The 26,362-nt window shown below is 70.5% G+C and carries 22 protein-coding genes; 10 read left to right on the top strand and 12 right to left on the bottom strand.

What is annotated here, in order from left to right:
- Positions 1 to 66 precede the first annotated feature (66 nt).
- From AB0H86_RS15715 to AB0H86_RS15695, 5 genes are all read right to left on the bottom strand, one after another.
- Entirely contained in the window at positions 67 to 3,303 is a 3,237-nt protein-coding gene (locus AB0H86_RS15715) for a S8 family serine peptidase (protein WP_362438513.1), read from the bottom strand.
- 326 nt (positions 3,304 to 3,629) lie between these two features.
- Positions 3,630 to 4,313 (bottom strand): ABC transporter ATP-binding protein, encoded by a 684-nt coding sequence (locus AB0H86_RS15710; protein ID WP_362437558.1) that lies wholly within the window; start codon positions 4,311 to 4,313, stop codon positions 3,630 to 3,632.
- A gap of 83 nt (positions 4,314 to 4,396) precedes the next feature.
- Positions 4,397 to 5,893 carry an ABC transporter permease gene (locus AB0H86_RS15705; protein ID WP_362437556.1) on the bottom strand — a complete coding sequence of 499 codons (1,497 nt, stop codon included), beginning with the start codon at positions 5,891 to 5,893 and terminating at the stop codon, positions 4,397 to 4,399.
- Between the two features lie 135 nt (positions 5,894 to 6,028).
- Positions 6,029 to 7,279, bottom strand: a complete 1,251-nt coding sequence (locus AB0H86_RS15700) for an Ig-like domain-containing protein (RefSeq protein ID WP_362437554.1) — start codon at positions 7,277 to 7,279, stop codon at positions 6,029 to 6,031.
- Between the two features lie 220 nt (positions 7,280 to 7,499).
- The gene (locus tag AB0H86_RS15695) at positions 7,500 to 7,844 is read right to left on the bottom strand and encodes a hypothetical protein (protein WP_362437552.1); all 345 of its coding nucleotides are present in this window, start codon (positions 7,842 to 7,844) and stop codon (positions 7,500 to 7,502) included.
- Between the two features lie 130 nt (positions 7,845 to 7,974).
- On the opposite strand from AB0H86_RS15695, the gene AB0H86_RS15690 reads away from it, so the two are divergent.
- Together AB0H86_RS15690 and AB0H86_RS15685 are read left to right on the top strand one after the other, a co-directional pair.
- Positions 7,975 to 8,268 carry an LPXTG cell wall anchor domain-containing protein gene (locus AB0H86_RS15690; protein ID WP_362438510.1) on the top strand — a complete coding sequence of 98 codons (294 nt, stop codon included), beginning with the start codon at positions 7,975 to 7,977 and terminating at the stop codon, positions 8,266 to 8,268.
- A gap of 42 nt (positions 8,269 to 8,310) precedes the next feature.
- A complete protein-coding gene (locus tag AB0H86_RS15685) occupies positions 8,311 to 9,111 on the top strand; it encodes a hypothetical protein (protein ID WP_362437550.1) in 801 nt (266 codons plus the stop codon).
- A 39-nt stretch (positions 9,112 to 9,150) separates the two neighbouring features.
- Here the strand turns inward: AB0H86_RS15685 and AB0H86_RS15680 are convergent, their stop codons facing one another.
- Positions 9,151 to 10,371, bottom strand: coding sequence for a transposase (locus AB0H86_RS15680; protein WP_362437548.1), 1,221 nt, complete (start codon positions 10,369 to 10,371; stop codon positions 9,151 to 9,153).
- 365 nt (positions 10,372 to 10,736) lie between these two features.
- On the opposite strand from AB0H86_RS15680, the gene AB0H86_RS15675 reads away from it, so the two are divergent.
- Both AB0H86_RS15675 and hutH read left to right on the top strand, forming a co-directional pair.
- A complete protein-coding gene (locus AB0H86_RS15675) occupies positions 10,737 to 11,882 on the top strand; it encodes a sensor domain-containing diguanylate cyclase (protein ID WP_362437546.1) in 1,146 nt (381 codons plus the stop codon).
- A gap of 135 nt (positions 11,883 to 12,017) precedes the next feature.
- On the top strand, positions 12,018 to 13,556 hold the full coding sequence (hutH, locus tag AB0H86_RS15670; RefSeq protein WP_362438507.1) for a histidine ammonia-lyase: 1,539 nt from the start codon (positions 12,018 to 12,020) through the stop codon (positions 13,554 to 13,556).
- 170 nt (positions 13,557 to 13,726) lie between these two features.
- Here hutH and AB0H86_RS15665 read toward each other — a convergent pair whose 3' ends face one another.
- Positions 13,727 to 14,527, bottom strand: coding sequence for an enoyl-CoA hydratase-related protein (locus AB0H86_RS15665; protein WP_362437544.1), 801 nt, complete (start codon positions 14,525 to 14,527; stop codon positions 13,727 to 13,729).
- A gap of 242 nt (positions 14,528 to 14,769) precedes the next feature.
- Here AB0H86_RS15665 and AB0H86_RS15660 point away from each other — a divergent pair, with 242 nt between their 5' ends.
- A complete protein-coding gene (locus AB0H86_RS15660; protein ID WP_362437542.1) occupies positions 14,770 to 15,537 on the top strand; it encodes a hypothetical protein in 768 nt (255 codons plus the stop codon).
- A 109-nt stretch (positions 15,538 to 15,646) separates the two neighbouring features.
- On the opposite strand, the gene AB0H86_RS15655 is transcribed toward AB0H86_RS15660, so the two are convergent.
- Together AB0H86_RS15655 and AB0H86_RS15650 are read right to left on the bottom strand one after the other, a co-directional pair.
- Positions 15,647 to 16,810, bottom strand: coding sequence for an adenylate/guanylate cyclase domain-containing protein (locus AB0H86_RS15655; RefSeq protein ID WP_362437540.1), 1,164 nt, complete (start codon positions 16,808 to 16,810; stop codon positions 15,647 to 15,649).
- Between the two features lie 240 nt (positions 16,811 to 17,050).
- Positions 17,051 to 17,917, bottom strand: a complete 867-nt coding sequence (locus AB0H86_RS15650) for a biotin--[acetyl-CoA-carboxylase] ligase (protein WP_362437538.1) — start codon at positions 17,915 to 17,917, stop codon at positions 17,051 to 17,053.
- A 110-nt stretch (positions 17,918 to 18,027) separates the two neighbouring features.
- Between AB0H86_RS15650 and AB0H86_RS15645 the strand changes: the two genes are divergently transcribed.
- The 4 genes from AB0H86_RS15645 (at position 18,028) to AB0H86_RS15630 (ending at position 20,812) form a co-directional block, all read left to right on the top strand.
- Positions 18,028 to 19,638, top strand: coding sequence for an acyl-CoA carboxylase subunit beta (locus AB0H86_RS15645; RefSeq protein ID WP_362437536.1), 1,611 nt, complete (start codon positions 18,028 to 18,030; stop codon positions 19,636 to 19,638).
- A gap of 17 nt (positions 19,639 to 19,655) precedes the next feature.
- Positions 19,656 to 19,865 (top strand): acyl-CoA carboxylase epsilon subunit, encoded by a 210-nt coding sequence (locus AB0H86_RS15640; protein ID WP_362437534.1) that lies wholly within the window; start codon positions 19,656 to 19,658, stop codon positions 19,863 to 19,865.
- A 162-nt stretch (positions 19,866 to 20,027) separates the two neighbouring features.
- Positions 20,028 to 20,156, top strand: a complete 129-nt coding sequence (locus AB0H86_RS15635) for a hypothetical protein (RefSeq protein ID WP_362437532.1) — start codon at positions 20,028 to 20,030, stop codon at positions 20,154 to 20,156.
- 35 nt (positions 20,157 to 20,191) lie between these two features.
- The gene (locus AB0H86_RS15630; protein WP_362437530.1) at positions 20,192 to 20,812 is read left to right on the top strand and encodes a nucleoside triphosphate pyrophosphatase; all 621 of its coding nucleotides are present in this window, start codon (positions 20,192 to 20,194) and stop codon (positions 20,810 to 20,812) included.
- A 54-nt stretch (positions 20,813 to 20,866) separates the two neighbouring features.
- On the opposite strand, the gene AB0H86_RS15625 is transcribed toward AB0H86_RS15630, so the two are convergent.
- Entirely contained in the window at positions 20,867 to 21,358 is a 492-nt protein-coding gene (locus AB0H86_RS15625; protein ID WP_362438504.1) for a hypothetical protein, read from the bottom strand.
- A 376-nt stretch (positions 21,359 to 21,734) separates the two neighbouring features.
- Here AB0H86_RS15625 and AB0H86_RS15620 point away from each other — a divergent pair, with 376 nt between their 5' ends.
- Positions 21,735 to 23,507, top strand: coding sequence for a biotin carboxylase N-terminal domain-containing protein (locus tag AB0H86_RS15620; protein ID WP_362437528.1), 1,773 nt, complete (start codon positions 21,735 to 21,737; stop codon positions 23,505 to 23,507).
- A gap of 247 nt (positions 23,508 to 23,754) precedes the next feature.
- Here the strand turns inward: AB0H86_RS15620 and AB0H86_RS15615 are convergent, their stop codons facing one another.
- Together AB0H86_RS15615 and AB0H86_RS15610 are read right to left on the bottom strand one after the other, a co-directional pair.
- Complete coding sequence (locus AB0H86_RS15615) at positions 23,755 to 24,717, bottom strand: DeoR/GlpR family DNA-binding transcription regulator (RefSeq protein ID WP_362437526.1); 963 nt, start codon at positions 24,715 to 24,717, stop codon at positions 23,755 to 23,757.
- A 175-nt stretch (positions 24,718 to 24,892) separates the two neighbouring features.
- On the bottom strand, positions 24,893 to 26,341 hold the full coding sequence (locus AB0H86_RS15610; RefSeq protein ID WP_362437524.1) for an NAD(P)H-quinone dehydrogenase: 1,449 nt from the start codon (positions 26,339 to 26,341) through the stop codon (positions 24,893 to 24,895).
- Positions 26,342 to 26,362 lie beyond the last annotated feature (21 nt).

Genomic DNA, 26,362 nt, shown 5'->3' with positions numbered 1-26,362 from the left:
GCACCTCCGGCGGGCCTTTCGCTCAGCGCTCAATGAGCCTGCGATCTACTTCCCGTAGTACGAGATCTACTTCCCGTAGTAGGCGTTGTAGATCGAGATCGTCGACTTGTTGCCCTTCTTGTCGGCGATCTTGGCGTGGAAGGAGATGGCCTTCCCCTTCGCCGGGTTCTTCGCGGTGATCTTGCCGTTCTTGACCTCGACCTTCTTCCAGGTCTGGCCGTAGTCGTACGACACGTACACCGACAGGGACTTGAGGTTGGAGCCCTTGGCCGCGCCCACGACGGTGACCGGGATCGACACCGTCTTGCCGGCCTCGACCTTGCTGTCCAGACCCGTCTTGGCGTTGAAGCGGACCGCGGAGGCCGGCAGCGTGGCCGGGATCTCACCGGACGGCTTCTTCGAGCGGAAGGTCCAGCTCGCGTCGATCCGGGTGGAGGCGGCCGCGACCTTGACGCTCCGCTTGACCGAGGTGGTCAGCTTGTACTCGGCGTCACCGGCCGGGACCGTGAAGACACCGCCGCCGAACAGCGGGTCGTCGTTGGTGCCGACCTTGGCGCCGTTGCGGTACAGGGACGTCACCGCCGAGATGAAGGACGACGAACCGGCGTGCCCGGCCCCGTCGGCGAACAGCGGCAGCGAACCATAGATGTTGTTGCCCTCGCGGAAGAGCCCGTAGTCAGCGTTCAGCTGCGGCCCGAAGACCGCCGTGTTGAACGTCTTGGTGTACTTCTGGCCCTTCTTGAAGGTCTGCGGGTTGCCCAGCGTGTAGAACGCGTCGGAGATCGGGAAGCCGTCCGCGTCCCTGCCCGCGTACTGCTCGAAGTCGAAGCCCCACTGGATCTTGTCAGCGGTCGAGAGGTACACGGTGCGCGACCCCGGCAGCTTCTGCTCCACCGGGACACCACCGACCGAGTCCCCGGGGAAGAGCCCCCAGGCGGTGACGGCGCCGGTCTTGCCGGAGGCGGCGGCGCCCAGGTTGTTCTTCACCGTGGCGAGCTCGCTCGCCTTGAAGTGACGGACCTTGTTCCCCTGGATCTTCTTGACCTTGGCGGTGGTGGCCACGTCGTACTCGGTGCTCGCGCCCTTGGTCCACTGACCGTTCCAGGTCTGCGTCAGCCCGGTGACCTCCGAGCCCAGGTGGGCCATGCGCAGGTTGGCGAAGGTGTCCACGCCGAAGCCGACGCCGATGCCCGAGGGCTCGTGGAAGTAGTTGCCCATCGCGCTGATCTGCTTGGCCTGCGCGTCCGGCACCGTGATGTCGGCTCCCGCGGTCTTGCGGGCGTCGAACGTCACCGAGGTGTTCTTGGTGAGGTCAAGCTTCGGCTGGACCAGCCAGTCGAGGCCGCCCTTGAAGTCCACGAAGTCCTTCGCGATCCAGGCGTCCAGCAGGTAGGTGCCCTTGGGCAGCCGCATGGTGGCGGTGCCGGAGGCGGTCACCGGGACCTCGTAGGCCCGGCCGTTGCCGACGCCCGAGTAGGCGAAGAAGACGGTGTTGTAGCCGTCCGCGGGCTGCCCGTCCCGGCCGATGTGCTTGACCTTGACGTCGTACGACTGCACCTCACGGTTGACCGCCGCGGCCGTACGGACGCTCTGGCCGCCGCCGGTCGCCGTCACGTACGCGGAGTACGCGCCGTCGAGCGTGCCGCCCAGCTTGGTGTTGACAGTGACGTCCACGGACGCCTTGCCGCCCGCCGGGACGGTCACCTTGGTCACGCCGAGCTTGAAGAAGCCCGCGGGAGCCGCCTGGCCCTTGGGGTCGGTGCCGGTCGCGGCCAGGGTGAGCGTGACGTCCTCGGTGCCGAGGTTGCGGTACGTCAGCGCCTTGGTGGCCGGCGTGTCGTCGGTGTGCGGCCACTGCTGCGTGCCGAAGCTCAGCGACACCGGGTCGGCGATCACGGTCTGCTTGATGGCCTTGTCGACCTGGATCCGGCCCGAACCCTGCTCGAACGGGGTGTACTTGCCGCCCTTGGTGGACGCGGTCAGCGCGCCCTTCAGTTCGGCGTACGTCCAGTCCGGGTGCTGCTGCTTGAGGATCGCGGCGGCGCCCGCGACATGCGGGGTCGCCATCGACGTACCGGAGATGGTCAGATAGCCGGCCGGCTTCTCGCCGACCTCCTGCTCGATCACGCTGCCCTTGGCGGACGCGGCGGTGATGTCCACGCCCGGCGCGGTGACGTCCGGCTTGATCGCGCCGTCGCCGACCCGCGGACCGGTCGAGGAGAATCCGGCGAGCTTGTCCTTGTCGTCGACGGCGCCGACGGTGAGCGCGGCGTCCGCGCTGCCCGGCGAACCGACCGACTCGGGGCCGGAGTTGCCCGCGGCGATCGCGAAGAGGATCCCCTTCTCGGCGGACAGCTTGTCGACCGCCGCCTCCAGCGGGTCGATCTCCGGGGTGTCCGTGCCGCCGAGGCTGAGGTTGACGACGTCGGCGCCCTGCGCGGCCGCCCACTCCATACCGGCGAGGATGCCGGAGTCGTCGCCGGAGCCGGTGTCGTCGAGGACCTTGCCGCTCAGGATCCGCGCGCCGGGCGCGACGCCCTTGTACGTGCCGCCGGCCTTGGCTCCGGTGCCCGCCGCGATGGACGCGACATGGGTGCCGTGGCCGTAGTGGTCGGTGGCGTCGGCGGCCGCGGAGAAGTTCTTGGACTCGATCACCTGGGACTTCAGGTCCGGGTGGGTCGCGTCGACACCCGTGTCCAGGACGGCGATCTTGACGCCCTTGCCGTCGTAGCCGGCCGCCCACGCCTTGGGGGCGCCGATCTGCGGCACGGACTTGTCGAGGGTGACCTTGCGGACGCCGTCGAGCCAGACGTGCGCGATGCCGGAGGCCGTCTTGTCGCCGTTGGTGACCGCGTCCCACAGGTCGGGCGCTTCCTGCTGCGGCGTCTGCACGGCGTCCGCGTTCAGGGACTTCAGGGTCCGGCGCAGGGTGCCCGCGTCACGCACATCGGCCTTGGTGGCGGCCGCGGCACCCCGGTAGCCGACGATGACCTTCAGGCCGTTCTTCTGGGAGGTGCGGGTCGCCGACTTGTTGAGCTCGGTGATGTCGAAGAGCCGCTCGTCGAGCTTGCCGGTGGCGACCAGCCGGGCCGCGTCGGCCGGTATCACGAGCGTGTGCCCGTTGGCCTTGCGGATCTGGACGGGTATGTGGCCGCGCCCCTTCGCCCGCTCCAGGCCGACCACGCGGCCCTTGGAGTCGACGGAGACACGGTCACCCGTGATGAGAGTGATGCGGTGGTGGGACGCGAGCGAGGCAGCGCCGGTCGCGCGCTGCTCGGGCTTCGCCGACGCCGGGCTGGTCATGCCGGCGGCGAGAGCGACGGCCGCGGCCGTGGCGACCGAGGCCGCGCACGCTCTTTTGACTTGTCTGCGCAAGATTCCCCCTTGCAGAAGGTCCGGGCGAATTCCCCGATTCACCCGGGCGGGGGTCATCTCGCACGCATGCGCGTACACCCCCCGAACACGCAGTATGCCGGGGGGTGATCAGACGCCTCAATACACAGGTGGCCGACAGGGACGGTCTGTTACACGATCGTCGGGAAAGCGGCCATCCCAGGCCACCCGAAACGCACCCGTCCGAACTCCCGCACAGGGAAGGAATGTTCAGAGAGGATGTTCAGGAGGGATGTTCAGCGGGCCGCGTTCTCCTTCACCGTGATCCGGCCCTTGCGGATCGTGGCCACGCGGGGGGCCTTCTTCGCGATCGAGGAATCGTGGGTGACCATGATGAAGGTCAGCCCGAACTCCTCCCACATGCGCTCGAGTACGTCCATGATCTCGTCGCGCATCGACTCGTCGAGGTTGCCGGTGGGCTCGTCGGCGAGCAGCACCTTCGGCTGCTTGACCAACGCGCGGGCGATGGCGACGCGTTGCTGCTGGCCGCCGGACATCTCGCCGGGCAGGTGCCCGAGCCGTTCGCCGAGCCCGACCGACCTGAGCGCCTCGGCGGCCCTCTCGCGCCGCTCCTTCCCCTTCACACCGAGGGGTACGAGGGCGGTCTCGACGTTCTCCTGCGCGGTGAGCGTCGGGATCAGGTTGAAGCTCTGGAAGACGAAGCCGATGTTCTCACTGCGCACCTTGGTGAGGCGGGCCTCGGAGAGCTTGGCCATGTCGGTGCCGTCGAGGACTACTTCACCGGAGGTCGGCCGGTCCAGCCCACCGAGCATCTGCAGGAGGGTGGACTTGCCGCCGCCGGTGGGGCCCTGGATGACGAGGCGGTCGCCGTCGGCGATGGTGAGGTCCACGCCGTCGAGGGCGTCGACGGTCTCCTTGCCTCGGGTGTAGCGCTTGGTGACGCTTCTGAGTTCGTACATGGTGGTTGCTCCTGGGTGGTTGGGGTGGCGCGGAGTGTCGTACGACCGCGAGTAGCGGGGGTGCCGCTACTCGACTCGTGCCGCTACTCCACGCGCCGCAGAGCGTCCGCCGGGCGCAGGCGTGACGCGCGCCAGCCGCCGAACGCGCCCGCGATCAGGCCGCCCGCGACCGCCAGGCCGACCGCGATCGCCACCGTCGTGGCGTTCACCGGTGCGGTCAGGGCCACGTCGAGGGTCTTCGCCGCCGCCTGTCGGCCGCCGCCACCGAAGCCGCCGCCCCCGCCGGGTCCGCCGGGTCCGCCGGTGCCGCCACCGCCGCCCCCGCCCAACTGCGCCTGCAGCGTGGGGCTGATGGCCGTCACCACATACGCTCCCGCGAGGCCGAGGGCGATGCCCAGCGCGCCGCCCAGCAGCCCGTTGACCATCGCCTCACCGACGACCTGCCGGGTCACCCGGCCCGACTTCCAGCCCAGCGCCTTCAACGTGCCGAACTCCCGCACCCGGCGCGACACCGCCGAGGAGGTCAGCAGCCCGGCGACCAGGAACGCGGCGATCAGCACGGCGATGGAGAGCCACTTGCCCACGCTCGTCGCCAGCGAGGACGCCGTGGACAGCGAGCCGGACACCGTGTCAGCGAGATCCGCCGAGGTCGTCACGGTCGTACCCGAGATGTTCTGCTGGATCTCGGACTTGACGTTGTCGATGCGCTGCGAGTCGGTCGCCTGCACATAGATGGTGGTGACCTTGTTCTTCGAGTCGCTGAGCGTCTGCGCCTGTTGGAGCGGGAGATAGACGTCGGCGGCCGCGTCACCGCTGTCGGCGGTCGCGATGCCGATGACCTTGTACTTGACGCTCTTCGCGGTGAGCGTGCTGCCGACCTTGAGCTTCTTCTCCTTGGCGTAGGCCGAGTCGAGGACCGCGACCTTGGCGTTCGTCTCGCTCGACGTGAACGTACGACCGCTGGTGATCTTGGAGGAGGTCAGCGGGCCGAGGGCCGGCTTGGTGACATCGGTGCCGTAGACGGAGTAGCTGTTGACGTCGAAGTCGGCGCCGCCGCCCTGCACCTCGCCCTGCGGCTGACCGCCGCCGCCGCCGTTGGCACCCGGCGCACCGCCCTGCCCGTTGCCGCCCTGCGCGTTGCCGCCCTCGCCGTTCTGCTGGAACTGGCCGCGGGTGAACTGGCCGCTGACCTTGACGACCTGGAGGCTCAGGCCGCCGACCGCGTCCGAGACACCGGTCTGCTTGCCGACCTTGGTGACGGTCGCCGTCGACAGGGTCTGGAAGCCCTGCACCATCACGCGGTCGGTGCTCTGTTCGGCGTCGGAGTCGCTGTCCTGCGCGTCGAACCGGAAGCGCGGCCGGTCGGAGGCGCTCGCCTGCGGCTGGGCGGCCTTGGTGACCGTCATGTCCGTGCCCAGGCCGTACAGCGACTGGAGGACCTTGTCCTGGGCCTTCCCCATGCCGGACGACACGGAGTTGACGACGATGACCAGCGCGATGCCCAGCGCGAGTCCGGAGGCGACGACGAGCGCCGCTTTTCTACGGCGGCGCAGCTCGCGCCTCAGGTAGGTGAAGAACATGGCCGCAAACTAGGTACACCGCGTGATGACTGAATAAGGCGGACATAAGAGAAGGATGAGAAGGCTGTGATTCGCCCCGGAAACACCGATGCCGCCCCTGAGGGCGGCATCGGAAAGCTGTGAACTCCGGGTCGGTCAGACCGCCGAACCGGCCTTCCAGTCGGCCCAGTTCAGGTTCCAGCCGTTGAGGCCGTTGTCCGGGGCGACGGTCTTGTCGCCGGTGTTCTGGACGATCACGACGTCACCGACGATCGAGTGGCTGTACATCCACGCGGCGGGCGTGTTCGGGTCGTTGGCACCCTTGGTGTCCGACAGGCCCACACAGCCGTGGCTGGTGTTCACGCTGCCGAAGATGGACTTGGCGCCCCAGTAGTTGCCGTGCATGAAGGTGCCGGAGCTCGTCAGACGGATGGCGTGCGGCACGTCCTTGATGTCGTACTCGCCCTTGCCGTCGTCGTCGGTGAAGCCCACGGTCGCGCCGTTCATGCGCGTCTCCTTGAACTTCTCCTGCATCACCATGATGCCTTCGTACGTCTTGTTGTCCGGCGAACCGGCCGAGATCGGGATCGTCTTGACGGTCTTGCCGTCCTGCGTGATCTTCATCTGCTTGGTCTTGGCGTCGACGTACGAGACCTGGTTGCGGCCGATCTTGAAGGTGACCGTCTTCTGCTGGACGCCGTAGAGACCGGAGGCGCCCTCGACACCGTCGAGCGCGAGCTTCAGCGTGACGGTGGAGTTCTCCTTCCAGTACTCGTCGGGCCGGCAGTCCATGCGCTGGGCGTTGAACCAGTGGCAGACGACTTCCTGGCCGCTGGTGGTGGAGACGGTGATGCCCTTCTGGACGGCCGCCTTGTTGGTGATCTCCTTGTCGAAGTTGATCGACACGGGCATACCGACGCCGACGGTGGAGCCGTCGTCCGGGGTGAAGGTGCCGATGAAGCTGTTCTTCGGGGAGACCGTGGTGAAGGAGGCGTTCTCGTGGGCGACGCGCCCGTCGGAGTCCTTCGCCTCGGCCGTCAGCTTGTAGGTGGTCGACCGCTCCAGCTGGGCGCTGGGCTTCCAGCTGGTCTTGTCCGCGGATATCTCACCGCTGACCTCGGTGCCCTCGGAGGTCGTCATCGCCACGTCGGTGAGCGTGCCCTTGCTGACCTTGACGGCGGCGGAGTTGTTGATGGACGCGTTGTCCGAGCCGTCCTTGGGTGTGATGGCGATCTGGGCCTCGGAGGCCTTCTTGGCCGCCGCCTCGTCGACCTTGGACTGCGAACTGTCGCCTCCGTCGCTTCCGGAGGCGTCGTCGCCGCCACTGGAACACGCCGAGAGCACGAGCACTCCGCCGAGCAGTGCGGACGCCATCGTCAGGCCCCTGCGCCGCTTGCTGACCGTCATCACACGCTTCTCCATCGTTGCCGAATCCCCTGAACCCCGAGAGTCCCCGTCAATCAAACTTCAACGCTACGACCGGTTCGTCCCGTTCCACATTTCCCGGATGTGTGGGGCACACCACGTCTGCCTTGGCAGCTGGTGCGGGTGTCGGTCCGTGCGCCCGTTGAGACGACGAAACCCCGGGCGGCGGTTGCCCCCCGGGGCCATGTTTTCCCCGGCGTGCTCAGCCTGCCGCCTCTTCGTCCTCGTCCTCGTCGCCATCATCCTCGTCGAGATCCCAGTCCGGCGAATCGGGGTCGTAGTCGATCTCCTCGCTGGACCAGGATGCCTGCGCGAGTTCCACTCCCGGCACGTCCTTGACCAGGTCGAACGGGTCCACCAGATAGGCGAGGGCCTCCGCGGTGTCTTCCGTCACAGCGCTCTCGGCATGCGCCCGCTCCTCGGCCGGCAGGTCGGCGTCGCCCGAGATCCGCCCCAGCGCGGCCCCGGCGACGGTGCCCGCGTCGCCGACCTCAAGGACGACTTCCACGCGAAGGCGTACAAAACGTGATGTCTCTGCAGTGCTCATGCCCGGAGAGTACGACCCAATCCGCCCGTGACTTTCCCGTGACCCGAGACTTTCACTAATATCGCTCCACACGGCCAATTCGCCAGCGCCACAAGGGGATCGATATTCCGTGTCATCCGTTCGCCGTCCGTTGCTGACCGCCACCGCCGCGGGGACCCTGCTGGGTGCCCTCTGGTTCGTCCCGTCCGCGAACGCGACAGACGACCACCCGGCCAGAACGGAGCCGTCGGCGACCCCGAGTTCCCAGGTCACGACCCAGGCACGAGTGGCGACCGAGACCTCGTCGACAACCGGCGAGGGCACCCGGCTCGCCGACACCGGCAGCTTCGACACCACGCCCTACCTCGTGGGCGGCACGACCTCCCTCGCCCTGGGCGCCGGGTTCGTCGTGTACTCCATAAGGCGAGAACGTCACGATTTTTGATACCACTTGACGTTTTCTTGACGATACCTTCATAGTCCGCTCATGAAGAGATCATCGAGGGCGCGCATAGGCGCCACGGCAGCCGTGAGCGCGCTGTCTCTCGCCCTCATCACCGGTTGCGGCGGGGATTCGGACGACGCGGACGCGTCCGCGGACTCGAACAAGCCCGCCTCCTCGCCGACCGCCGCCTCGGCCGCGAAGGCGCTGAGCGCGGCCGAGTTGGAGAAGCTCCTGCTGACGCGGAGCGACATCAAGGGCTACAAGGTCGCCTCGGGCGACGACACCCTGCCGAAGTCCAAGAGCCAGGTGAAGGTCGACAAGGCCGAGTGCGCGCCGCTCGCCCACGCCATGGCCGCTCTCGCGCCGGGCGACACCGACGCGAACGCGAGCAACAGCCTCACGGAGGAGCCCGCGGCGGACGCCGCCTCGAAGGCTCCCGAGGACATCACCGAAGAGGACTTCGAGAGCGCCTTCAAGGTCAACATGACCTTTGTGGGCCTCTCCTCGTACGAGGGCGACGGCGCGGAGAAGGCCGTCAAGGCTGTTTCTGACGGGGTCGAGTCCTGCTCCGGCGGGTTCCTCATCACGGCCCAGGGCGAGAAGCAGAAGATCACCAAGGTCTCCCCGGGGAAGGCCTCCGGCAGCGGTGACGAGTCGGTGGCGTTCTCCGTGGACTCCGACATGGACGGCGAGGGGACAGGCACCCTGAACACCGAGGTGGTGCGCGTCGGCAACACCGTCACCACGTACTACACGGTGGACTTCGGCACGCTGGCGTCCGGCGGCAAGGCGGCGGAGGTCCCGGCGGCCGTGATCGACGCCCAGGTGGCCAAGCTCAATTGAATCCTCCCCTCTCTGAAGTGAAGGGAGGGGATTCCTGGCTCAGGCAGCCTCCTGGAGCAGCGCTCCAGGAGGTCTTCCGCCATCGGCACCAGCCGGGTTGAGACCAGCCCGGACGAGCATCACGCGCGCGGAGTTCTTGTCCCGTGGGGACACGGCTCCGCACGCGGCGCAGGTGTAGGTGCGCTCACCCAGCGGCAAAGCGTGCTTGGCTCTCGCATCGCAGTGCGCGCAGTCCATCGTGGTGTACGCGGGGTGTACCAGGTACACGGCCCTGCCGTGCTTGCGGCCCATCTCCATCAGAGCGGCCTTGGTGGCGCCGATGGCGGCGTCAGCGGCCTTGCGGGCCATGGTGGTCCTGGCAAGGAACTTCGGGCGGAAATCCTCGACAGCGACGGCGTCGTGGTCGCGGACCACTTTCCTGGCCCACTTACGGCCGGTGTCCACACGCTGTCTCGCGGCCTTCTTGTACGCCTTCGCCCGCAGCTTCTTCGCCTCGCGGTAGCCCTTCGATCCGGGCAGGCCCTTCTTCGGCCTGCGGCGGGCCATCATCCGGTCGTACCGGGTCAGCTTCGCCTGAGCCTTCTGGCCGTGCCCGGCGTGCGGCAGGTCGTGCGCGTCGGACGTGGTGGTCGCGGTCTCCCTCACACCCCAGTCCACACCCAGTACGCGACCGGTCCTGGGCAGGGGCTGGACCTGGGCGGGGACGACGAACGAGCAGTACCAGTGCCCGAGACTGTCCTGGCAGAGGCGCACCGAGGACGGCTCGGCCGGCAGTTCCCGCGACCACACCACCGTCACGACGATGCCCCCGGCCAGGTGCAGCCGGCCGTCCTTCAACCGGAACCCGCGCTTCGTGTAGTTGAGGGTCGCCAGCGCCTCGCGCTTGGTCTTCCACTTCGGCATCCCCGCCCGGCGCGCCATGGGCAGGCGCTCGCGGATGTCCTTGTGCGCCTTGGCACGGGAGCGGCCGAAGTCGCGGATGATCTGCTGCTGGGGGACGGACGAGCCCTCACGCAGCCACGGCGTACGGGCGCGGGCCTCGGTCAGCATCCTGTCCAACTGCGCCGGACCACACGTCTGCTTCTCCCCGGTCGCCTTGTTGTGCAGATGCACCGCCCTGGACTTGGCGACACATTCGTTCCACACCCACCGGCACCGGTCCCACTCCACCGCCAGGACGGTGCGAACGGTGGACGACACACGCAGCCGGTAGGTGTACCGGGCATGCCCACCCTCCACAGCCACCGTCACCTGCGCCATCTCGCCCCCTCACGGTTCCCGGCCGGAACACCGTGCCGTCCCGAACCCTCCGAAGGACCGTATGTACGACAGTCGCACAAACGCACCCCAATCCCCCATGGCCACCACTCCGACCAGCGATCACAGGTACACGTGTTCGCATCACTTCGGCGATGCCGACAGCGGTAGGGCGCTCCGCGCCCTGAACCGGACGCGGCGACGCCCCGCAGTGGCCGGGGGGAGTGACGGGCGGCCCCGCGGCGACGAGAAGCGGAGGCCGGAGTGGCCCGGGGAGTAGCGGGCCGCCCCAGATGCCCACCGAACCCCGGTCACCCCACCGGCGCATCAACTGACCGGTTCGTCCCGAACCTCCCTAGCCTGGAGTGATGGGTGAGGACAGTCGGCTCACGGGCATCGTCGCGCTGGCGCAGGGCATGGCCGCGGCCCACAGCTCGCGGGAGGTGTGGCGGGCCGCCGCGAACGGGGGGTGCCGTGCGCTCGGCGGGAGTTTCGCCGCGCTGTCGGTGTGGGAGCGGGAGCTGGGGCGACTGCGGGTGCTGGTCAACGTCGGGGAGCGGGCCGAGGGGGAGGAGGAGTTCCCCGAGAGAGAGGCCTACCCGGTGCATCAGTTCGCCGAGATCACCGAGTTCCTGCACGAGCGGTGGGCGGGGGGCGGTGAGCCCAACGCCTGGGTGGAGACCGCGGAGGGACCCGCCGCCGGGCGCCGGCCCGGTTACGTCCATCAGCGCGTCGCCGCCCTGCGTCGCCGGGGGCGCGGCTGCTGCGTCGTCGCGCCGATCGTGCTGCACGGGCTGGCGTGGGGCGAGCTGTATGTGGCCCGCCCGGTCGGCGCTCCCGTCTTCGACCGCGGCGACGCCGACTTCGCCACCGTCCTGGCCTCCGTCGTCGCCGCCGGTATCGCCCAGACCGAGCGGCTGGAGGAGGTGCGGCGGCTGGCGTTCACCGACGCCCTCACCGGCCTGGCCAACCGCCGCGCGGTCGACGCCCGCCTGGACGAGGCCGTCGAACGGCACCGTACGGAAGGGGTCGTCGTCAGTCTCGTCGTCTGTGATCTGAACGGACTCAAGCGCGTCAACGACACCCGCGGACACGCCGTCGGTGACCGACTCCTCGAACGCTTCGGGTCCGTCCTGTCGCTGTGCGGCGCCATGGTGCCCGGCGCTCTCGTCGGGCGCCTCGGCGGGGACGAGTTCTGTCTGCTCGCGGTCGGGCCGCCCGCCGACGAGGTGGTCGACGCGGCCGAGGAACTCTGCCGCCGGGCCGACGAGTTGGAGCTGGGCGAGGGGGTGGCCTGTGGGGTCGCGTCCACCGCGGACCCCATCGGGCCCGTGCCGTCCGCCCGCCGGCTGTTCCGGCTCGCCGACGCGGCCCAGTACCGGGCCAAGGCGGAGCGGGCCACCCGGCCGGTGGTCGCCGGGCGCGGAGGCCCCGACGATCCGGTCGTACGGCTGGCCGACGAGCCCGCCGCCGAGCGGACCGGCGAACGCCGACGGTTCCGGGGGCGCCCCTGACGCGGGTCGCCGCGCGGCGGGGGCTCGCTGACGCGGGTGTCGCCGTCGCCCGGGGTGTGGCGCATCGGTAAGGGGTGAACCCGGCCCCCACTGGTGACATCCTTGAATTCACTGCGTACGCTCCTGAATATGGATATGCACACTGTGGTGGTGGGGACGTCCGGGGTGACCGCGTCCGACGTTCTCGCCGTGGCGCGCGCCGGCGCCCGGATCGAGCTCTCCGAGGAGGCGGTCGCGGCCCTCGCCGCCGCTCGCGGAATCGTGGACCAGCTCGCGGCCAAGCCCGAACCCGTCTACGGCGTGAGCACCGGCTTCGGCGCCCTGGCGACCCGGCACATCAGCCAGGAGCTGCGGGCCCAGTTGCAGCGCAACATCGTCCGCTCGCACGCCGCCGGGATGGGACCGCGGGTCGAGCGCGAGGTCGTGCGCGCGCTGATGTTCCTGCGGCTGAAGACCGTCTGCTCGGGGCACACGGGCGTGCGGCCCGAGGTCGCGCAGACCATGGCCGACGTCCTCAACGCCGGCATCACCCCGGTCGTCCACGAGTACGGCTCCCTCGGCTGCTCCGGCGACCTGGCCCCGCTGTCCCACTGCGCCCTGACCTTGCTGGGGGAGGGCGACGCCGAGGGCCCGGACAGTGTCGTACGCCCGGCCGGTGAGCTGCTCGCCGAGCACGGCATCGCCCCCGTCGAACTGCGCGAGAAGGAGGGCCTCGCCCTCCTCAACGGCACCGACGGCATGCTCGGCATGCTGGTCATGGCCCTCGCCGACCTGGACACGCTCTACAAGTCCGCCGACATCACCGCGGCCCTGTCGCTGGAAGCCCTCCTCGGCACCGACAAGGTCCTCGCCCCCGAGCTGCACGCCATCCGCCCGCACCCCGGGCAGGCCGCCGCCGCCGCCAACATGCTGGCCGTACTGGCGGGTTCGGAGCTCACCGGCCACCACCAGGACGACGCCCCCCGCGTCCAGGACGCCTACTCCGTGCGCTGCGCCCCGCAGGTCGCCGGCGCCGGACGGGACACCATGGCGCACGCCCGCCTGGTCGCCGAGCGCGAGCTGGCGTCGGCGGTGGACAACCCCGTGGTGCTGCCCGACGGCCGCGTGGAGTCCAACGGCAACTTCCACGGCGCTCCGGTGGCCTACGTCCTCGACTTCCTCGCCATCGCGGCCGCCGACCTCGCCTCCATCGCCGAGCGCCGTACCGACCGGCTGCTCGACAAGAACCGCAGCCACGGTCTGCCGCCGTTCCTCGCCGACGACCCGGGCGTGGACTCCGGGCTGATGATCGCCCAGTACACGCAGGCCGCCCTGGTCAGCGAGCTGAAGCGGCTGGCCGTACCGGCCTCCGCGGACTCGATCCCGTCCTCCGCGATGCAGGAGGACCACGTCTCCATGGGCTGGTCGGCCGCCCGCAAGCTGCGCACCGCCGTCGACAACCTCACCCGGGTCGTCGCCGTCGAGCTGTACGCCGCCACGCGCGCCGTGGAGCTGCGCGAGGGGCTGGCCCCGGCGCCGGCCTCCCGGGCGGTCATCGAGGCCGTACGGAAGGCGGGGGTGCGGGGTCCCGGCCCCGACCGGTTCCTGGCGCCCGACCTGGCCGCGGCGGACGCGTTCGTGCGGGACGGGCGGCTGGTCGCGGCGGCGGAGACGGTCACCGGACCGCTGCGGTAGACGCCTGCGGGGAGTCGTACCGAGGGGCCCTGCCGAACCGACGGCGGGGCCCCGAACGATCAGCGGGTCACCTTAGTTCTTGTGAGGATGCCCGGGCGTCCACGCCGGGGAGGGATCGCATCAGGGTGTCGCGTCGTGGCTTGCGCTTCTCATGGCCGCGGGGCGGCCCGTCACTCGCCCGGCCACTGCGGCTTCCGCTTCTCGTTGAACGCCGCGACTCCCTCCGCCCGGTCCCCCGAGAACGCCACCGACCGCCATGCCGCGTCCTCCACCTCCAAACCGGCCCGCAGATCCAGCCCGTGCCCCAGCCGCAGCGCCCGCTTCGCCGCCCGCAGACCCACCGGGGAGTTCGCCGCGATCCGCCCCGCCGTCGCCAGCGCCTCCTCCCGGTCCCGCCCCGCCTCCACCAGCTGGTCCACCAGCCCCAACTCGCGCGCCTCCGCGGCCTCCACCCGCCGGGCCGTGAAGATCAGCTCGGCCGCCCGGGCCGCCCCCACCCGCCGCGGCAGCAGCTGTGTGCCGCCGCCGCCCGGAATCACCCCGACCGACACCTCCGGCAGCCCCACCACGGCCGTGCGGTCCGCCACGATCAGGTCGCAGGCGAGGGCCAGCTCGAAGCCGCCGCCCAGCGCGAACCCGTGCACCGCCGCGATCGTCGGCACCGGCAGCTGGAGGACGCCGGTGTACGCGCCCCGGGTCACCGGTCGCTGCCGCACCAGATCGGCGTCGGAGAAGGAGTTGCGCTCCTTCAGGTCGGCGCCGACGCAGAACGCCCGCTCATGGGTCGAGGTCAGCACGACCACACGTACGTCCCGGTCCTCGCCCAGCGCCGTACAGGCCGCCGTGAGGGACCGGGCCATCTCAGTCGAGACCGCGTTCATGGCCTTGGGCCGGTCCAGGGCCAGCTCCGCGACATACCCCTGCTCATGCCGCCGCACCAGCACGAACTCCCCGAACCGTTCCTCACTCATGACACCCTCCCGGTCGATGGTCGACGACTCGATGGTTAACGACGGTTAACATCCCGCACCCCGATCATCGCAGCCCGGCCTCCCAGGGGAAAGAGCGGGCGCGGCCACCGGTTCCCGCGACCGCGCCCGACACCCCGTTCGAGTGAACATCTCGCCCAACCCCCATCGCACCGCCCACAAGAGCGCATAACGTGCGTCCGCCACTGCGCACCGGGGGCGCGAGCGCATGGAGGGGGAACGCGATGACGACGACGTACCGGCCGGCCGAGCCGAAGAGAGCCACCGCACCATGGGCCGCGACCGCACCACAGGGCGCCACCAGGCCACCCGAGCCGTACGGCCCCGACGGTCGCGCCGGCAGCGGTACAGCTACCGGGCCCAGGCCCGGACCCGGGCCCCGGCTCTGGGCCCCCCGGGGCCGTCACCGCAAGGCCCGCCCCCGCAAGGTGCTGCTCGCCGCGGGAGGTCTGGCGCTGGCCGCCGGTGTGCTGAGTCTCGTACGGATGACGCCCGAGTCGGGGGTCGCCGAGCTCAGCACCGCGGAGGCCGAACCCCGCCCGGACAGCCCGGACAGCCCGGACAGCCCGGGCACCGCCACCGGCACGGACCGGGCGACCGACGCCGCCGCGACCGTCGGGGCCGTCCCCGAGGTGAGCCCCTCGGCGACCGCCGCCCTTGGCGGGGCGAGCGCGACCCCACTCCGCGGGGTGTCCCTGGCCTCCACGTCGTCCACGACCACCGCACCACCGACCTTCGCGCCGGACATCACGACCATCCCGGACGCCCCGAACCGCCCCGGCACCCCGGCGCCCGCCGACACCCCCCGGCCACCGGCACCCACCGCCCCCACGGCCCGGCGACCGGCCGCGACGCCGACCCCGACCCCGAGCCACACCTCGGCCACCTCACCGACCCCGGCACCCCAACAGCCCGGGCAGACCGGGCAGACCCACCGGCCGGGCCTGTGCCTGCCGATCATCGGCGTATGCGTGGACCCGCTGAACCACTGAGACGGCCCCCGTAGGCCCCACAGGGCCCACGGACACCAGATCCCCGGTCAGACCCCCAGCCGGCCTCAGAGCCCCGCAGGAGAAGCCACAGCGCCACTGAAGGGCGCGGTCAGGACGTCGTCCCGTCCCGGCGTGTGAGCAGCCACGGTTCGACCACGCCGAGCCCGCGCACCGGCCGCTGCCACATCGGCTGCAGCGCGAAGCGGTACGTCGGCGGCTCCTCGCCCTCCTTCTCGGCGGTCGCCGCGGCCTCGGCCGCCTCCGCCTCCGAGGCCGGGGCCTCAGCGGTATGGATCAGCTCCTCCGCGAGGGCGCTGTCGACGAGGACGGCGTCACGGGGAGCTATCGACGTCAGCCGGGAGGCGAGGTTCACCGTCGTACCGAAGACATCGCCCATGCGAGTGGTCACCGTGCCGAAGGCGATGCCGACCCGCAGCTCGGGCATGGTCTCGTCGTTCGCCATGGTCTCGATGAGGCGCAGTGCGATCTCGGCGGCCACGCCCGCGTCGTCGGCGGCGTACAGCACCTCGTCGCCGAGGGTCTTGATGAGCCGTCCGCCGTTCGCCGCGACCAGGTCGGCGGCGGTGGTCTCGAAGGCCTCGACGAGTTCGCCGAGTTCCTCCTCCTCCATGCGTCGGGTCAGCCGCGTGAACCCGACGAGGTCGGCGAAGCCGACGGCGAGACGCCGGTCGACCATCTCCTCGTCGTCGGCGGCCTGCACGACCCGGCCGGCCGAGGCGGCGAGCTGGCGGCGCCAGACGTAGACGAGGAACTCCTCCAGCTCGGGCAGGAGCAGCTCGACGATCGGGTACGTCACCTCGGTGCGCGTCATGCCCGGCTCGGGCGGCTCGGTCAGTCCCTCCAGGAAGGAGTCCATCTGCCACTCGGCCAGCCGGGCCGTGGTCTGGCCGGTGGACCGGGCCACCTGCACGGCCATCGCCTCGCTCAGCAGTCCGGCCTCCACGAGACCGGCGAGCCGGCGCAGGGCCAGAACGTCCGCCTCGGTGAGCGCCTTGGCCTGGCCGATGTCGGCGAAGCCCATCGCCCGCCAGAAACGCGAGGCCAGCTCCATGGAGACACCGGCGCTGCGGGCCGCCTGGAAGGGGGTGTAGCGCCGCTCGGCGCCGAGAATCAGATGTTCGAGGCGCAGGGCGAGCGGGTTCCCGACGGGGTCGGAGGCGTCAGAGTCTCCCCGCTCGAACGAAGTCGAGAGCGGTGGAGGCTCCTCCGGGCCGTCCGCGTCCGCGCCGGAGCCCGTGTCGTCGACGGTCACGCCTGTTGCCCTTCCGATCTGCCACGGCCAGGTATCGACCGGCCTTCACTTTACGGCAGGTGTGCGCCAGCTCACTCCGTTAGGTGGGCCGACGGTCCAGTACTGCCGTCTCGTACGCGGTCTGCCTCGGGGTGGGCCCACCTGGGGCTGCCGCCCCGGACCCCCGCCCCGGGCCCCGCCCCGGGCCCCCGCTTCGGCCTCCGCGGCCTCGTCCTCGGACGCCGGACGGGCCGCGTGTCCTCACGCGGGTCGCAGGTGCACGATGTCTCCCGCCCCCACCGGCTGCTGCACACCCGCCCCCGTCGCGATCACGAGTCTGCCGTCCCCGTCGACCGCCACCGCCTCGCCCACGATCGACCGGTCCCCCGGCAGCTCCGCCCGAACCGTACGGCCGAGCGTCGCACAGCCCGCCGCGTACGCCTCCTGCAAGCCGCTGAGGCCCGGGTCCCCGCCCGCCTCCCGCCACGTCCCGTACCACTGCTCCACGGAGCGGAGCACGCCCCGCAGCAGCGGATCCCGGTCCGTGCTCACCGCCCCGGCCAGCGCCAGGGACCCGGCCCGCGGGACCGGCAGCTCCTCCGCGCGCAGGGTGACGTTGATGCCGACGCCGACGACGACCCCGTCGTCCCCGGCCCGCTCCGCGAGGATCCCGCCGGCCTTGCGTTCCTCGCCGTCGACGGTGACCAGCAGGTCGTTGGGCCACTTCAGTGCCGTGTCCACACCGGCCGCCCGCGCCAGCCCGGCCGCCACCGCCACCCCGGTCAGCAGCGGCAGCCAGCCCCAGCGGGCCACCGGCACCTCGCTCGGCCGCAGCAGGACGGAGAAGAACAGGCCCGAGCGGGCCGGTGCCGTCCACTGCCGGTCGAGGCGGCCCCGCCCGGCCGACTGCTCCTCGGCGACCAGGACGGCGCCCTCGGTCGCCTTGCCCGCTGCCGCGAGGGCCACCAGGTCGGAGTTGGTGGAGCCGGTCCGCGGCACCACGTCCACCGCCGACCACAGCCCGCCCTCCCGCACCAGCCCGCGCCGCAGCGCGGCACCGTTGAGGGGCGGCCGGTCCAGGTCCGACCACCGGCTGTCGTTCGCGTCAGAACCATCTCGCGGCGTCATGCAACCCACCCTAGGTGTGGTAAACGCCGCACTGCCGAACGAGGGGCACCCCACTACTCTACGGATGAGTAACCGTCCCCCCTTTTGAGCAGGCAGGGAGCCCCATCCCGATGTCCGAGCCGGAAGAGCGTCAAGAGATCCCAGAGATCGACATCCACACCACCGCGGGCAAGCTCGCGGATCTCCAGCGCCGTATCGAGGAAGCGACGCACGCCGGCTCCGCACGCGCCGTCGAGAAACAACACGCCAAGGGCAAGTTGACGGCTCGTGAGCGGATCGACCTGCTGCTCGACGAGGGATCGTTCGTCGAGCTCGACGAGTTCGTCCGGCACCGCTCCACCAACTTCGGCCTGGACGCCAACCGCCCGTACGGGGACGGCGTCGTCACCGGGTACGGCACCGTGGACGGCCGTCCGGTCGCCGTGTTCTCCCAGGACTTCACGGTCTTCGGCGGCGCGCTCGGCGAGGTCTACGGCCAGAAGATCGTCAAGGTGATGGACTTCGCCCTGAAGACCGGCTGTCCCGTCATCGGCATCAACGACTCCGGCGGTGCCCGCATCCAGGAGGGCGTGGCCTCCCTCGGCTTGTACGGCGAGATCTTCCGCCGCAACACCCACGCCTCCGGGGTGATCCCGCAGATCAGCCTGGTCGTCGGCCCGTGCGCGGGCGGCGCGGTCTACTCCCCCGCCATCACCGACTTCACGGTCATGGTCGACCAGACCTCGCACATGTTCATCACCGGCCCGGACGTCATCAAGACGGTCACCGGCGAGGACGTCGGCTTCGAGGAGCTGGGCGGTGCCCGCACCCACAACTCGACCTCCGGCGTGGCCCACCACATGGCCGGGGACGAGAAGGACGCCGTCGAGTACGTCAAGCAGCTGCTGTCGTACCTGCCGTCCAACAACCTCTCCGAGGCCCCGGCCTTCCCGGAGGAGGCGGACCTCACCGTCACCGACGAGGACCGCGAGCTGGACGCGATCGTCCCGGACAGCGCGAACCAGCCGTACGACATGCACACGGTGATCGAGCACGTCCTGGACGACTCCGAGTTCTTCGAGACCCAGCCGCTGTACGCGCCGAACATCCTCACCGGGTACGGGCGGGTCGAGGGCCACCCGGTCGGCATCGTCGCCAACCAGCCGATGCAGTACGCGGGTTGCCTCGACATCAAGGCCAGCGAGAAGGCGGCCCGCTTCGTGCGGACCTGCGACGCCTTCAACGTCCCGGTGATCACCTTCGTGGACGTCCCCGGCTTCCTGCCCGGTGTCGACCAGGAGCACGACGGCATCATCCGGCGCGGCGCCAAGCTGATCTACGCCTACGCCGAGGCCACCGTCCCGCTCATCACCGTCATCACCCGCAAGGCCTTCGGCGGCGCCTACGACGTCATGGGCTCCAAGCACCTGGGCGCCGACCTCAACCTCGCCTGGCCCACCGCCCAGATCGCCGTGATGGGCGCCCAGGGCGCGGTCAACATCCTGCACCGCCGCACGATCGCCGAGGCCGACTCGAACGGCGACCTGGAGGCGACCCGGGCCCGGCTCATCCAGGAGTACGAGGACGCCCTCCTCAACCCCTACATCGCGGCCGAGCGCGGTTACGTCGACTCCGTGATCATGCCTTCGGACACCCGCCGTCATGTCGTACGGGGCCTGCGGCAGCTGCGTACCAAGCGCGAGTCGCTGCCGCCCAAGAAGCACGGCAACATCCCCCTCTAGCCCGACAGGGAGCCGTCATGAACATCAAGGTCGTACGGGGCAATCCGACCCCCGAGGAGTTGGCCGCCGCCCTGGCGGTGGTCCGAGCCCGCGCCGCGGCGGCGGCCTCGGTACCGCCGCGCGCGGCGCGGGACAGGGACTCCTGGTCCGACCCGGCCAGGATCGCGGCCCATCGCCTGCCCCAGCCGGGGGCGACGTCCTGGGCCCGTACCTTCTGGCCGGGCTGAGTGACACGTCCTCAGGGACACGGGGCCGTATCCGACATGCGGCTCCGCCGCGTGGGCGCGACAGGCCCCGCCGGCCCGCGGCCGGATCACGACGACCGCGGGCCGGCAACTTGAGTACGCGTACTCAGGCGTCCTCCACGAAATCGCCGCACGCTGGTAACCATGCTGTGGTCCGACCCCGACAACGAGCCGCCCAAGGAACTGCGTGACACGCAGGACATGCTGCGGCGGCTGGGCGTTCTCGTGGCTTTGGCCATGGTGCTGGCGATGATCGTCCTCGGGGTGCGGTGAGACCACGTTCGCCGGGCCGCCGATACGCTGACCGCATGACTGCTCAGCCGCGCCGCCGACTCGTCCTCGCCTCCCAGTCCCCCGCCCGGCTCGGACTGCTGCGTCAGGCGGGACTCGACCCCGAGGTGATCGTGAGCGGTGTCGACGAGGACGCCGTCACCGCGCCGACCCCCGCCGAGCTGGCGCTCGCCCTGGCCGAGGCGAAGGCCTCCGTGGTCGCGGCGAAGCCCGAAGTCGGGGGCGCCCTGGTGATCGGCTGCGACTCGGTGCTCGACCTGGACGGTCAGGCGCTCGGCAAACCGGCGGACGCCGAGGAGGCCACCGCCCGCTGGAAGGCGATGCGCGGGCGCGTCGGGACCCTCCAGACGGGCCACTGCGTCTACGACACGAGCAGCGGCCGGTACGTCTCCGCCACGGCCTCCACCGTGGTCCGCTTCGGTGAGCCGACCGATGACGAGATCGCCGCGTACGTCGCCTCGGGCGAACCGCTGTATGTCGCCGGGGCGTTCACCCTGGACGGCCGCTCGGCCCCGTTCATCGACGGCATCGACGGCGACCACGGCAACGTGATCGGAATCAGCCTGCCCCTCGTTCGCCGACTGCTGGCCGAACTGGGCGTCGGGATCACGGAGCTGTGGGCGCCGCCGGAGAAGTGACCGGCACGGTGGACGTGACCCGCGCGGTGGACGTGACCCGCGCGGGAGACGTGGTCAGGGCGTGCTGGGTGTCGGCGGCGGTGTGATCGGGGAGCCTGCGTCGCCCCTGGTGCCGATCGGGGTGCCACCGGCCGGCGGCGCGTCGGCGGGCGCGCCCGGGCTGTCGTACGTCATCAGCAGCAGCACGATCAGGCCCAGCACCAGGACCATGAACAGGAACTGGGGCCAGCCCATCAGCCCCCACGCGAACGCGCCCAGCAGCCCGTGCACCACGGCCGCGCTGATCAGCAGGATGCGGCCGAGCCCGACGGGCGCACGGTCGCGCAGCGCCACCAGCAGCGCGACCAGGCCGCAGAAGCCGAAGTAGAGACCGAAGACGATCCCGCCGATCTTCGATGACGTGGACATCGTGTCGGGGTCGAGGCCGGCCAGGGACATGTCCTGCCGGTCGACGACGATCCCGAGAAACCAGTTCAGCGCGGCGACGCCGAGCGCCTCCACGAAGAGCACGATCGCCACGATCCACGCCACCGGCCTGCGCACCACCACCGGTCCACCCACCTTCGACTGCGACCCGAGCAAGGCTGCTGTGGCCTGAAGTACGTTCGAGACATCATGAACGCTACTAACCGGTAAACGTGGGGACAAGAGTCCGGCGGCGGGCAAAGAATCATTGGGCCATTCGTAGGGACTCCACAAAGAAACGGAGTGGGCCGCAGCACGCCACCACAGAGACCTTGAGCACACAGGACGGCTAGGGTTTCCGGGAGGAGTCCTGCGTACCAAGGTGTGACAAGGGATTTCACCGGTCGAGCAAGCCTCGTATAACGCTCCGTGTGGGCAAGCTCACCAAGGGGGACGGGTCGAAGTGCCGTGTCGGCTGTCCCTAAACTCGGCTTGTTTCAAGGAGGGAGCCTCAATCGTGCGCAAGGTGCTCATCGCCAACCGTGGCGAAATCGCTGTCCGCGTGGCCCGGGCCTGCCGGGATGCCGGTATCGCCAGCGTGGCCGTATACGCCGACCCGGACCGGGACGCTCTGCATGTCCGCGCCGCGGATGAGGCGTTCGCCCTGGGCGGTGACACTCCCGCGACCAGCTATCTCGACATCGAGAAGGTGCTGAACGCCGCGCGCGAGTCCGGCGCCGACGCCATCCATCCCGGATACGGCTTCCTCTCGGAGAACGCCGACTTCGCGCAGGCGGTCCTGGACGCGGACCTGATCTGGATCGGCCCGCCGCCGCAGGCCATCCGCGACCTCGGCGACAAGGTCGCCGCCCGGCACATCGCCCAGCGGGCCGGCGCACCGCTGGTCGCCGGCACGCCCGACCCCGTGTCCGGCGCCGACGAGGTCGTGGCCTTCGCCCGGGAGCACGGCCTGCCCATCGCGATCAAGGCCGCCTTCGGTGGCGGCGGCCGCGGTCTGAAGGTCGCCCGCACCCTCGAAGAAGTCCCCGAGCTCTACGACTCCGCCGTCCGCGAGGCGGTGGCCGCCTTCGGCCGGGGCGAGTGCTTCGTCGAGCGCTACCTGGACAAGCCCCGGCACGTGGAGACCCAGTGCCTGGCCGACAGCCACGGCAACGTGGTCGTCGTCTCCACCCGCGACTGCTCGCTGCAGCGCCGCCACCAGAAACTCGTCGAGGAGGCCCCGGCGCCGTTCCTGTCCGAGGCGCAGGTCGCCGAGCTGTACGCCTCCTCGAAGGCCATCCTCAAGGAGGCCGGCTACGTCGGCGCCGGCACCGTCGAGTTCCTCGTCGGCATGGACGGCACGATCTCCTTCCTGGAGGTCAACACCCGACTCCAGGTGGAGCACCCGGTCACCGAGGAGGTCGCCGGCATCGACCTCGTACGCGAGATGTTCCGCATCGCCGACGGCGAGGAACTCGGCTACGGCGACCCCGAACTGCGCGGCCATTCCTTCGAGTTCCGCATCAACGGCGAGGACCCGGGCCGCGGCTTCCTCCCGGCCCCCGGCACGGTCACCACGTTCGCCGCGCCGTCCGGCCCGGGCGTGCGCCTGGACGCAGGTGTCGAGTCCGGCTCGGTCATCGGCCCGGCCTGGGACTCGCTGCTGGCCAAGCTGATCGTCACGGGTGCCACCCGCGCGCAGGCCCTCCAGCGCGCCGCCCGCGCCCTTCAGGAGTTCCAGGTCGAGGGCATGGCCACCGCCATCCCCTTCCACCGCGCGGTCGTCACCGACCCGGCGTTCGCCCCCGAACTGACCGGCTCCACCGACCCGTTCACGGTCCACACCCGCTGGATCGAGACGGAGTTCGTCAACGAGATCAAGCCCTTCGCCGCCCCCGCCGACGCGGACACGGACGAGGAGCCGGGCCGCGAGACGGTCGTCGTCGAGGTCGGCGGCAAGCGCCTCGAGGTCTCCCTCCCGGTCTCGCTCGGCATGTCGCTGGCCCGCACCGGCCTCGCCGCCGGGGCCAAGCCCAAGCGCCGCGCGGCCAAGAAGTCCGGCCCCATGGCCTCCGGCGACACCCTCGCCTCCCCGATGCAGGGCACCATCGTCAAGGTCGCCGTCGAGGAGGGCCAGGAGGTCAAGGAGGGCGACCTGGTCGTCGTCCTCGAAGCGATGAAGATGGAACAGCCGCTGAACGCGCACAAGTCCGGCACCATCAAGGGCCTGTCCGCGGACGTCGGCGCGTCCCTCACGTCCGGCGCGGCCATCTGCGAGATCAAGGACTGACACCGGGTGTACGAAGGCGCCCGGCGGACTGACTTCCTCAGTCCGCCGGGCGCCTTCGTGTCAGCGGGACCCTCCGGGCGGGGCGCTCCCCCGTCGCACTCCCCCTACGCACTCCCCCTACAGAGAACCCTGGAGTTCAGCCGTACGCCCCGATCCCACCGGCGCCGGCGATGTCACCGAGCCCGCGGAGCCGACCGACCCCGCCGAGCCCAGGGCGTCCATCGATCCCACGGAGCGCACCGCCCCTTCAGCGGCGGCGGAGGTCCGCCACCCGCGCCCGTTCCGCGCCGGGGGCCTGCTCGCCGAGGGCGGTGGCCGTGCGCAACCCCGGTCCGCCGCCGGGGACCTGACCGCGGCGCGGGCCCGGAACGGGCACGTCCCGACGCTGTTGCCGGCGCGCCGGGACCTGATCACCCCCCGGGTTCTCCGACGCCCCGGCCACGGCGATCTGCACCCCCTGGTCGGCGAGGGCCTGGAGTTCGGTGGCCGCACGGTCGTCGTGGGCGGGCGGTTCGTCCGTGACGAGGCGGGTGATGAGCTCGGTCGGCACGGTCTGGAACATGGTGTCGGTGCCGAGCTTGGTGTGGTCGGCGAGGACGACGACCTCGGCGGCGGCCTGCACCAGCGCCCGGTCGACGGACGCCGACAGCATGTTGGACGTGGACAGCCCACGCTCGGCGGTCAGCCCGCTCCCGGACAGGAAGGCCCGGGAGACCCTGAGCCCCTGCAGGGACTGCTCGGCACCGCTGCCGACCAGGGCGTAGTTGGAGCCACGCAGGGTGCCGCCGGTCATCACGACTTCCACCCGGTTGGCATGGGCCAACGCCTGGGCCACCAGAAGCGAGTTGGTGACGACGGTCAGCCCGGGCACCCGCGCGAGCCGGCGGGCCAGCTCCTGCGTGGTGGTACCCGCCCCGACCACGATGGCCTCGCCTTCTTCGACGAAGCTCGCGGCGAGATCGGCGATGGCCGTCTTCTCGGCGGTCGCGAGATGAGATTTCTGCGGAAAGCCGGACTCCCGCGTAAAACCGCCCGGCAATACCGCACCGCCATGTCGGCGGTCGAGGAGTCCTTCTGCCTCCAGTGCGCGCACGTCCCGCCGTACGGTCACTTCGGAGGTCTGGACGACGCGGGCGAGTTCACGGAGCGACACGGCCCCGTTCGCTCGCACCATTTCGAGGATCAATTGGCGACGTTCTGCAGCGAACACGAAACTGACAGTAACCCCAACGACCGTCTGGTTTCAGCAGTTTGCGGCGAATAACAGAAGTTGTTCGCACAGCAGGACGGCGAGTGGTATAGGGCCCATTCCTCCCGACTATGCCGCACGCATGCTCGACAACTCCCTGTGACCAGCGAGGAATCGGTTTCGGCCGTCGCGACGGTCAGCCTCCGTCGTCCTCCTTGCGGGTGTGCAACTGGCGGGCGACCTCGGCGATCGAGCCCGAAAGGGAGGGATAGACGGTGAAGGCGTTCGCGATCTGCTCGACGGTCAGATTGTTGTCGACGGCGAGCGATATGGGGTGGATCAGCTCCGAGGCGCGGGGCGCCACGACGACACCACCCACCACGATCCCGGTGCCGGGCCGGCAGAAGATCTTGACGAAGCCGTCCCGGATGCCCTGCATCTTCGCGCGCGGGTTGCGCAGCAGCGGCAGCTTCACGACCCGGGCGTCGATCTTCCCGCCGTCGACGTCGGCCTGGCTGTAGCCGACGGTGGCGATCTCGGGGTCGGTGAAGACGTTGGACGAGACGGTCTTCAGGTTCAGCGGGGCCACCGCGTCGCCCAGGAAGTGGTACATGGCGATACGTCCCTGCATGGCCGCCACCGAGGCGAGCGCGAACACCCCGGTCACGTCACCGGCCGCGTACACCCCGGGAGCCGAGGTCCGGGAGACCTTGTCGGTCCAGATGTGACCGGACTCGCGCAGCCTGACCCCGGCCTCCTCCAGCCCCATCCCGGCGCTGTTCGGAATGGCGCCGACGGCCATCAGGCAGTGCGAGCCGCTGATGACCCGGCCGTCCGCCAGCGTGACCTCGACGCGATCCCCGACCCGCTTCGCGGACTCGGCCCGGGAGCGCGCCATGACGTTCATGCCCCGGCGCCGGAAGACGTCCTCCAGCACGACCGCGGCGTCCGAGTCCTCACCCGGCAGCACCCGGTCCCGCGACGACACCAGCGTGACCTTCGACCCGAGCGCCTGGTAGGCCCCGGCGAACTCGGCACCGGTGACACCGGAGCCGACCACGATGAGCTCCTCGGGCAGCTCGGTGAGGTCGTACACCTGGGTCCAGTTGAAGATCCGCTCGCCGTCGGGCTGGGCGTCGGGCAGCTCGCGAGGGTGCCCGCCGGTGGCGATGAGCACGGCGTCCGCGGTGAGCGTCTCCTCGCTCCCGTCGGCGGCCCGCACGACCACCTTCCGCGACCCGTCGAGGGACTGCATGCCCTCCAGCCGTCCACGCCCGCGCAGCACCCGGGCGCCGGCCCGCGTCACGGACGCCGTGACGTCGTGCGACTGAGCCAGCGCGAGCCGCTTCACACGGCGGTTGACCTTCCCCAGATCGACCCCCACCACCCGAGCGGCCTGCTCCATGGGTGGGGTGTCGTCGGCGACGATGATCCCCAGTTCCTCGTACGACGAGTCGAAGGTGGTCATCACCTCGGCCGTGGCGATCAGGGTCTTCGACGGCACGCAGTCCGTGAGGACCGACGCCCCGCCCAGACCGTCGCAGTCGACGACGGTCACCTCCGCGCCGAGCTGAGCGGCCACCAGGGCCGCTTCGTATCCGCCGGGTCCGCCACCAATGATCACGATCCGAGTCACATGCTCCATTGTCCCGCACGCCCCACCGTG

It is taken from the genome of Streptomyces sp. NPDC050997, assembly GCF_040660135.1.
In the GTDB taxonomy this organism is placed as follows: Bacteria; Actinomycetota; Actinomycetes; order Streptomycetales; family Streptomycetaceae; genus Streptomyces.
Note: the sequence above shows the minus strand (reverse complement) of the source record. Positions and strands in the feature narration are given on the sequence as shown.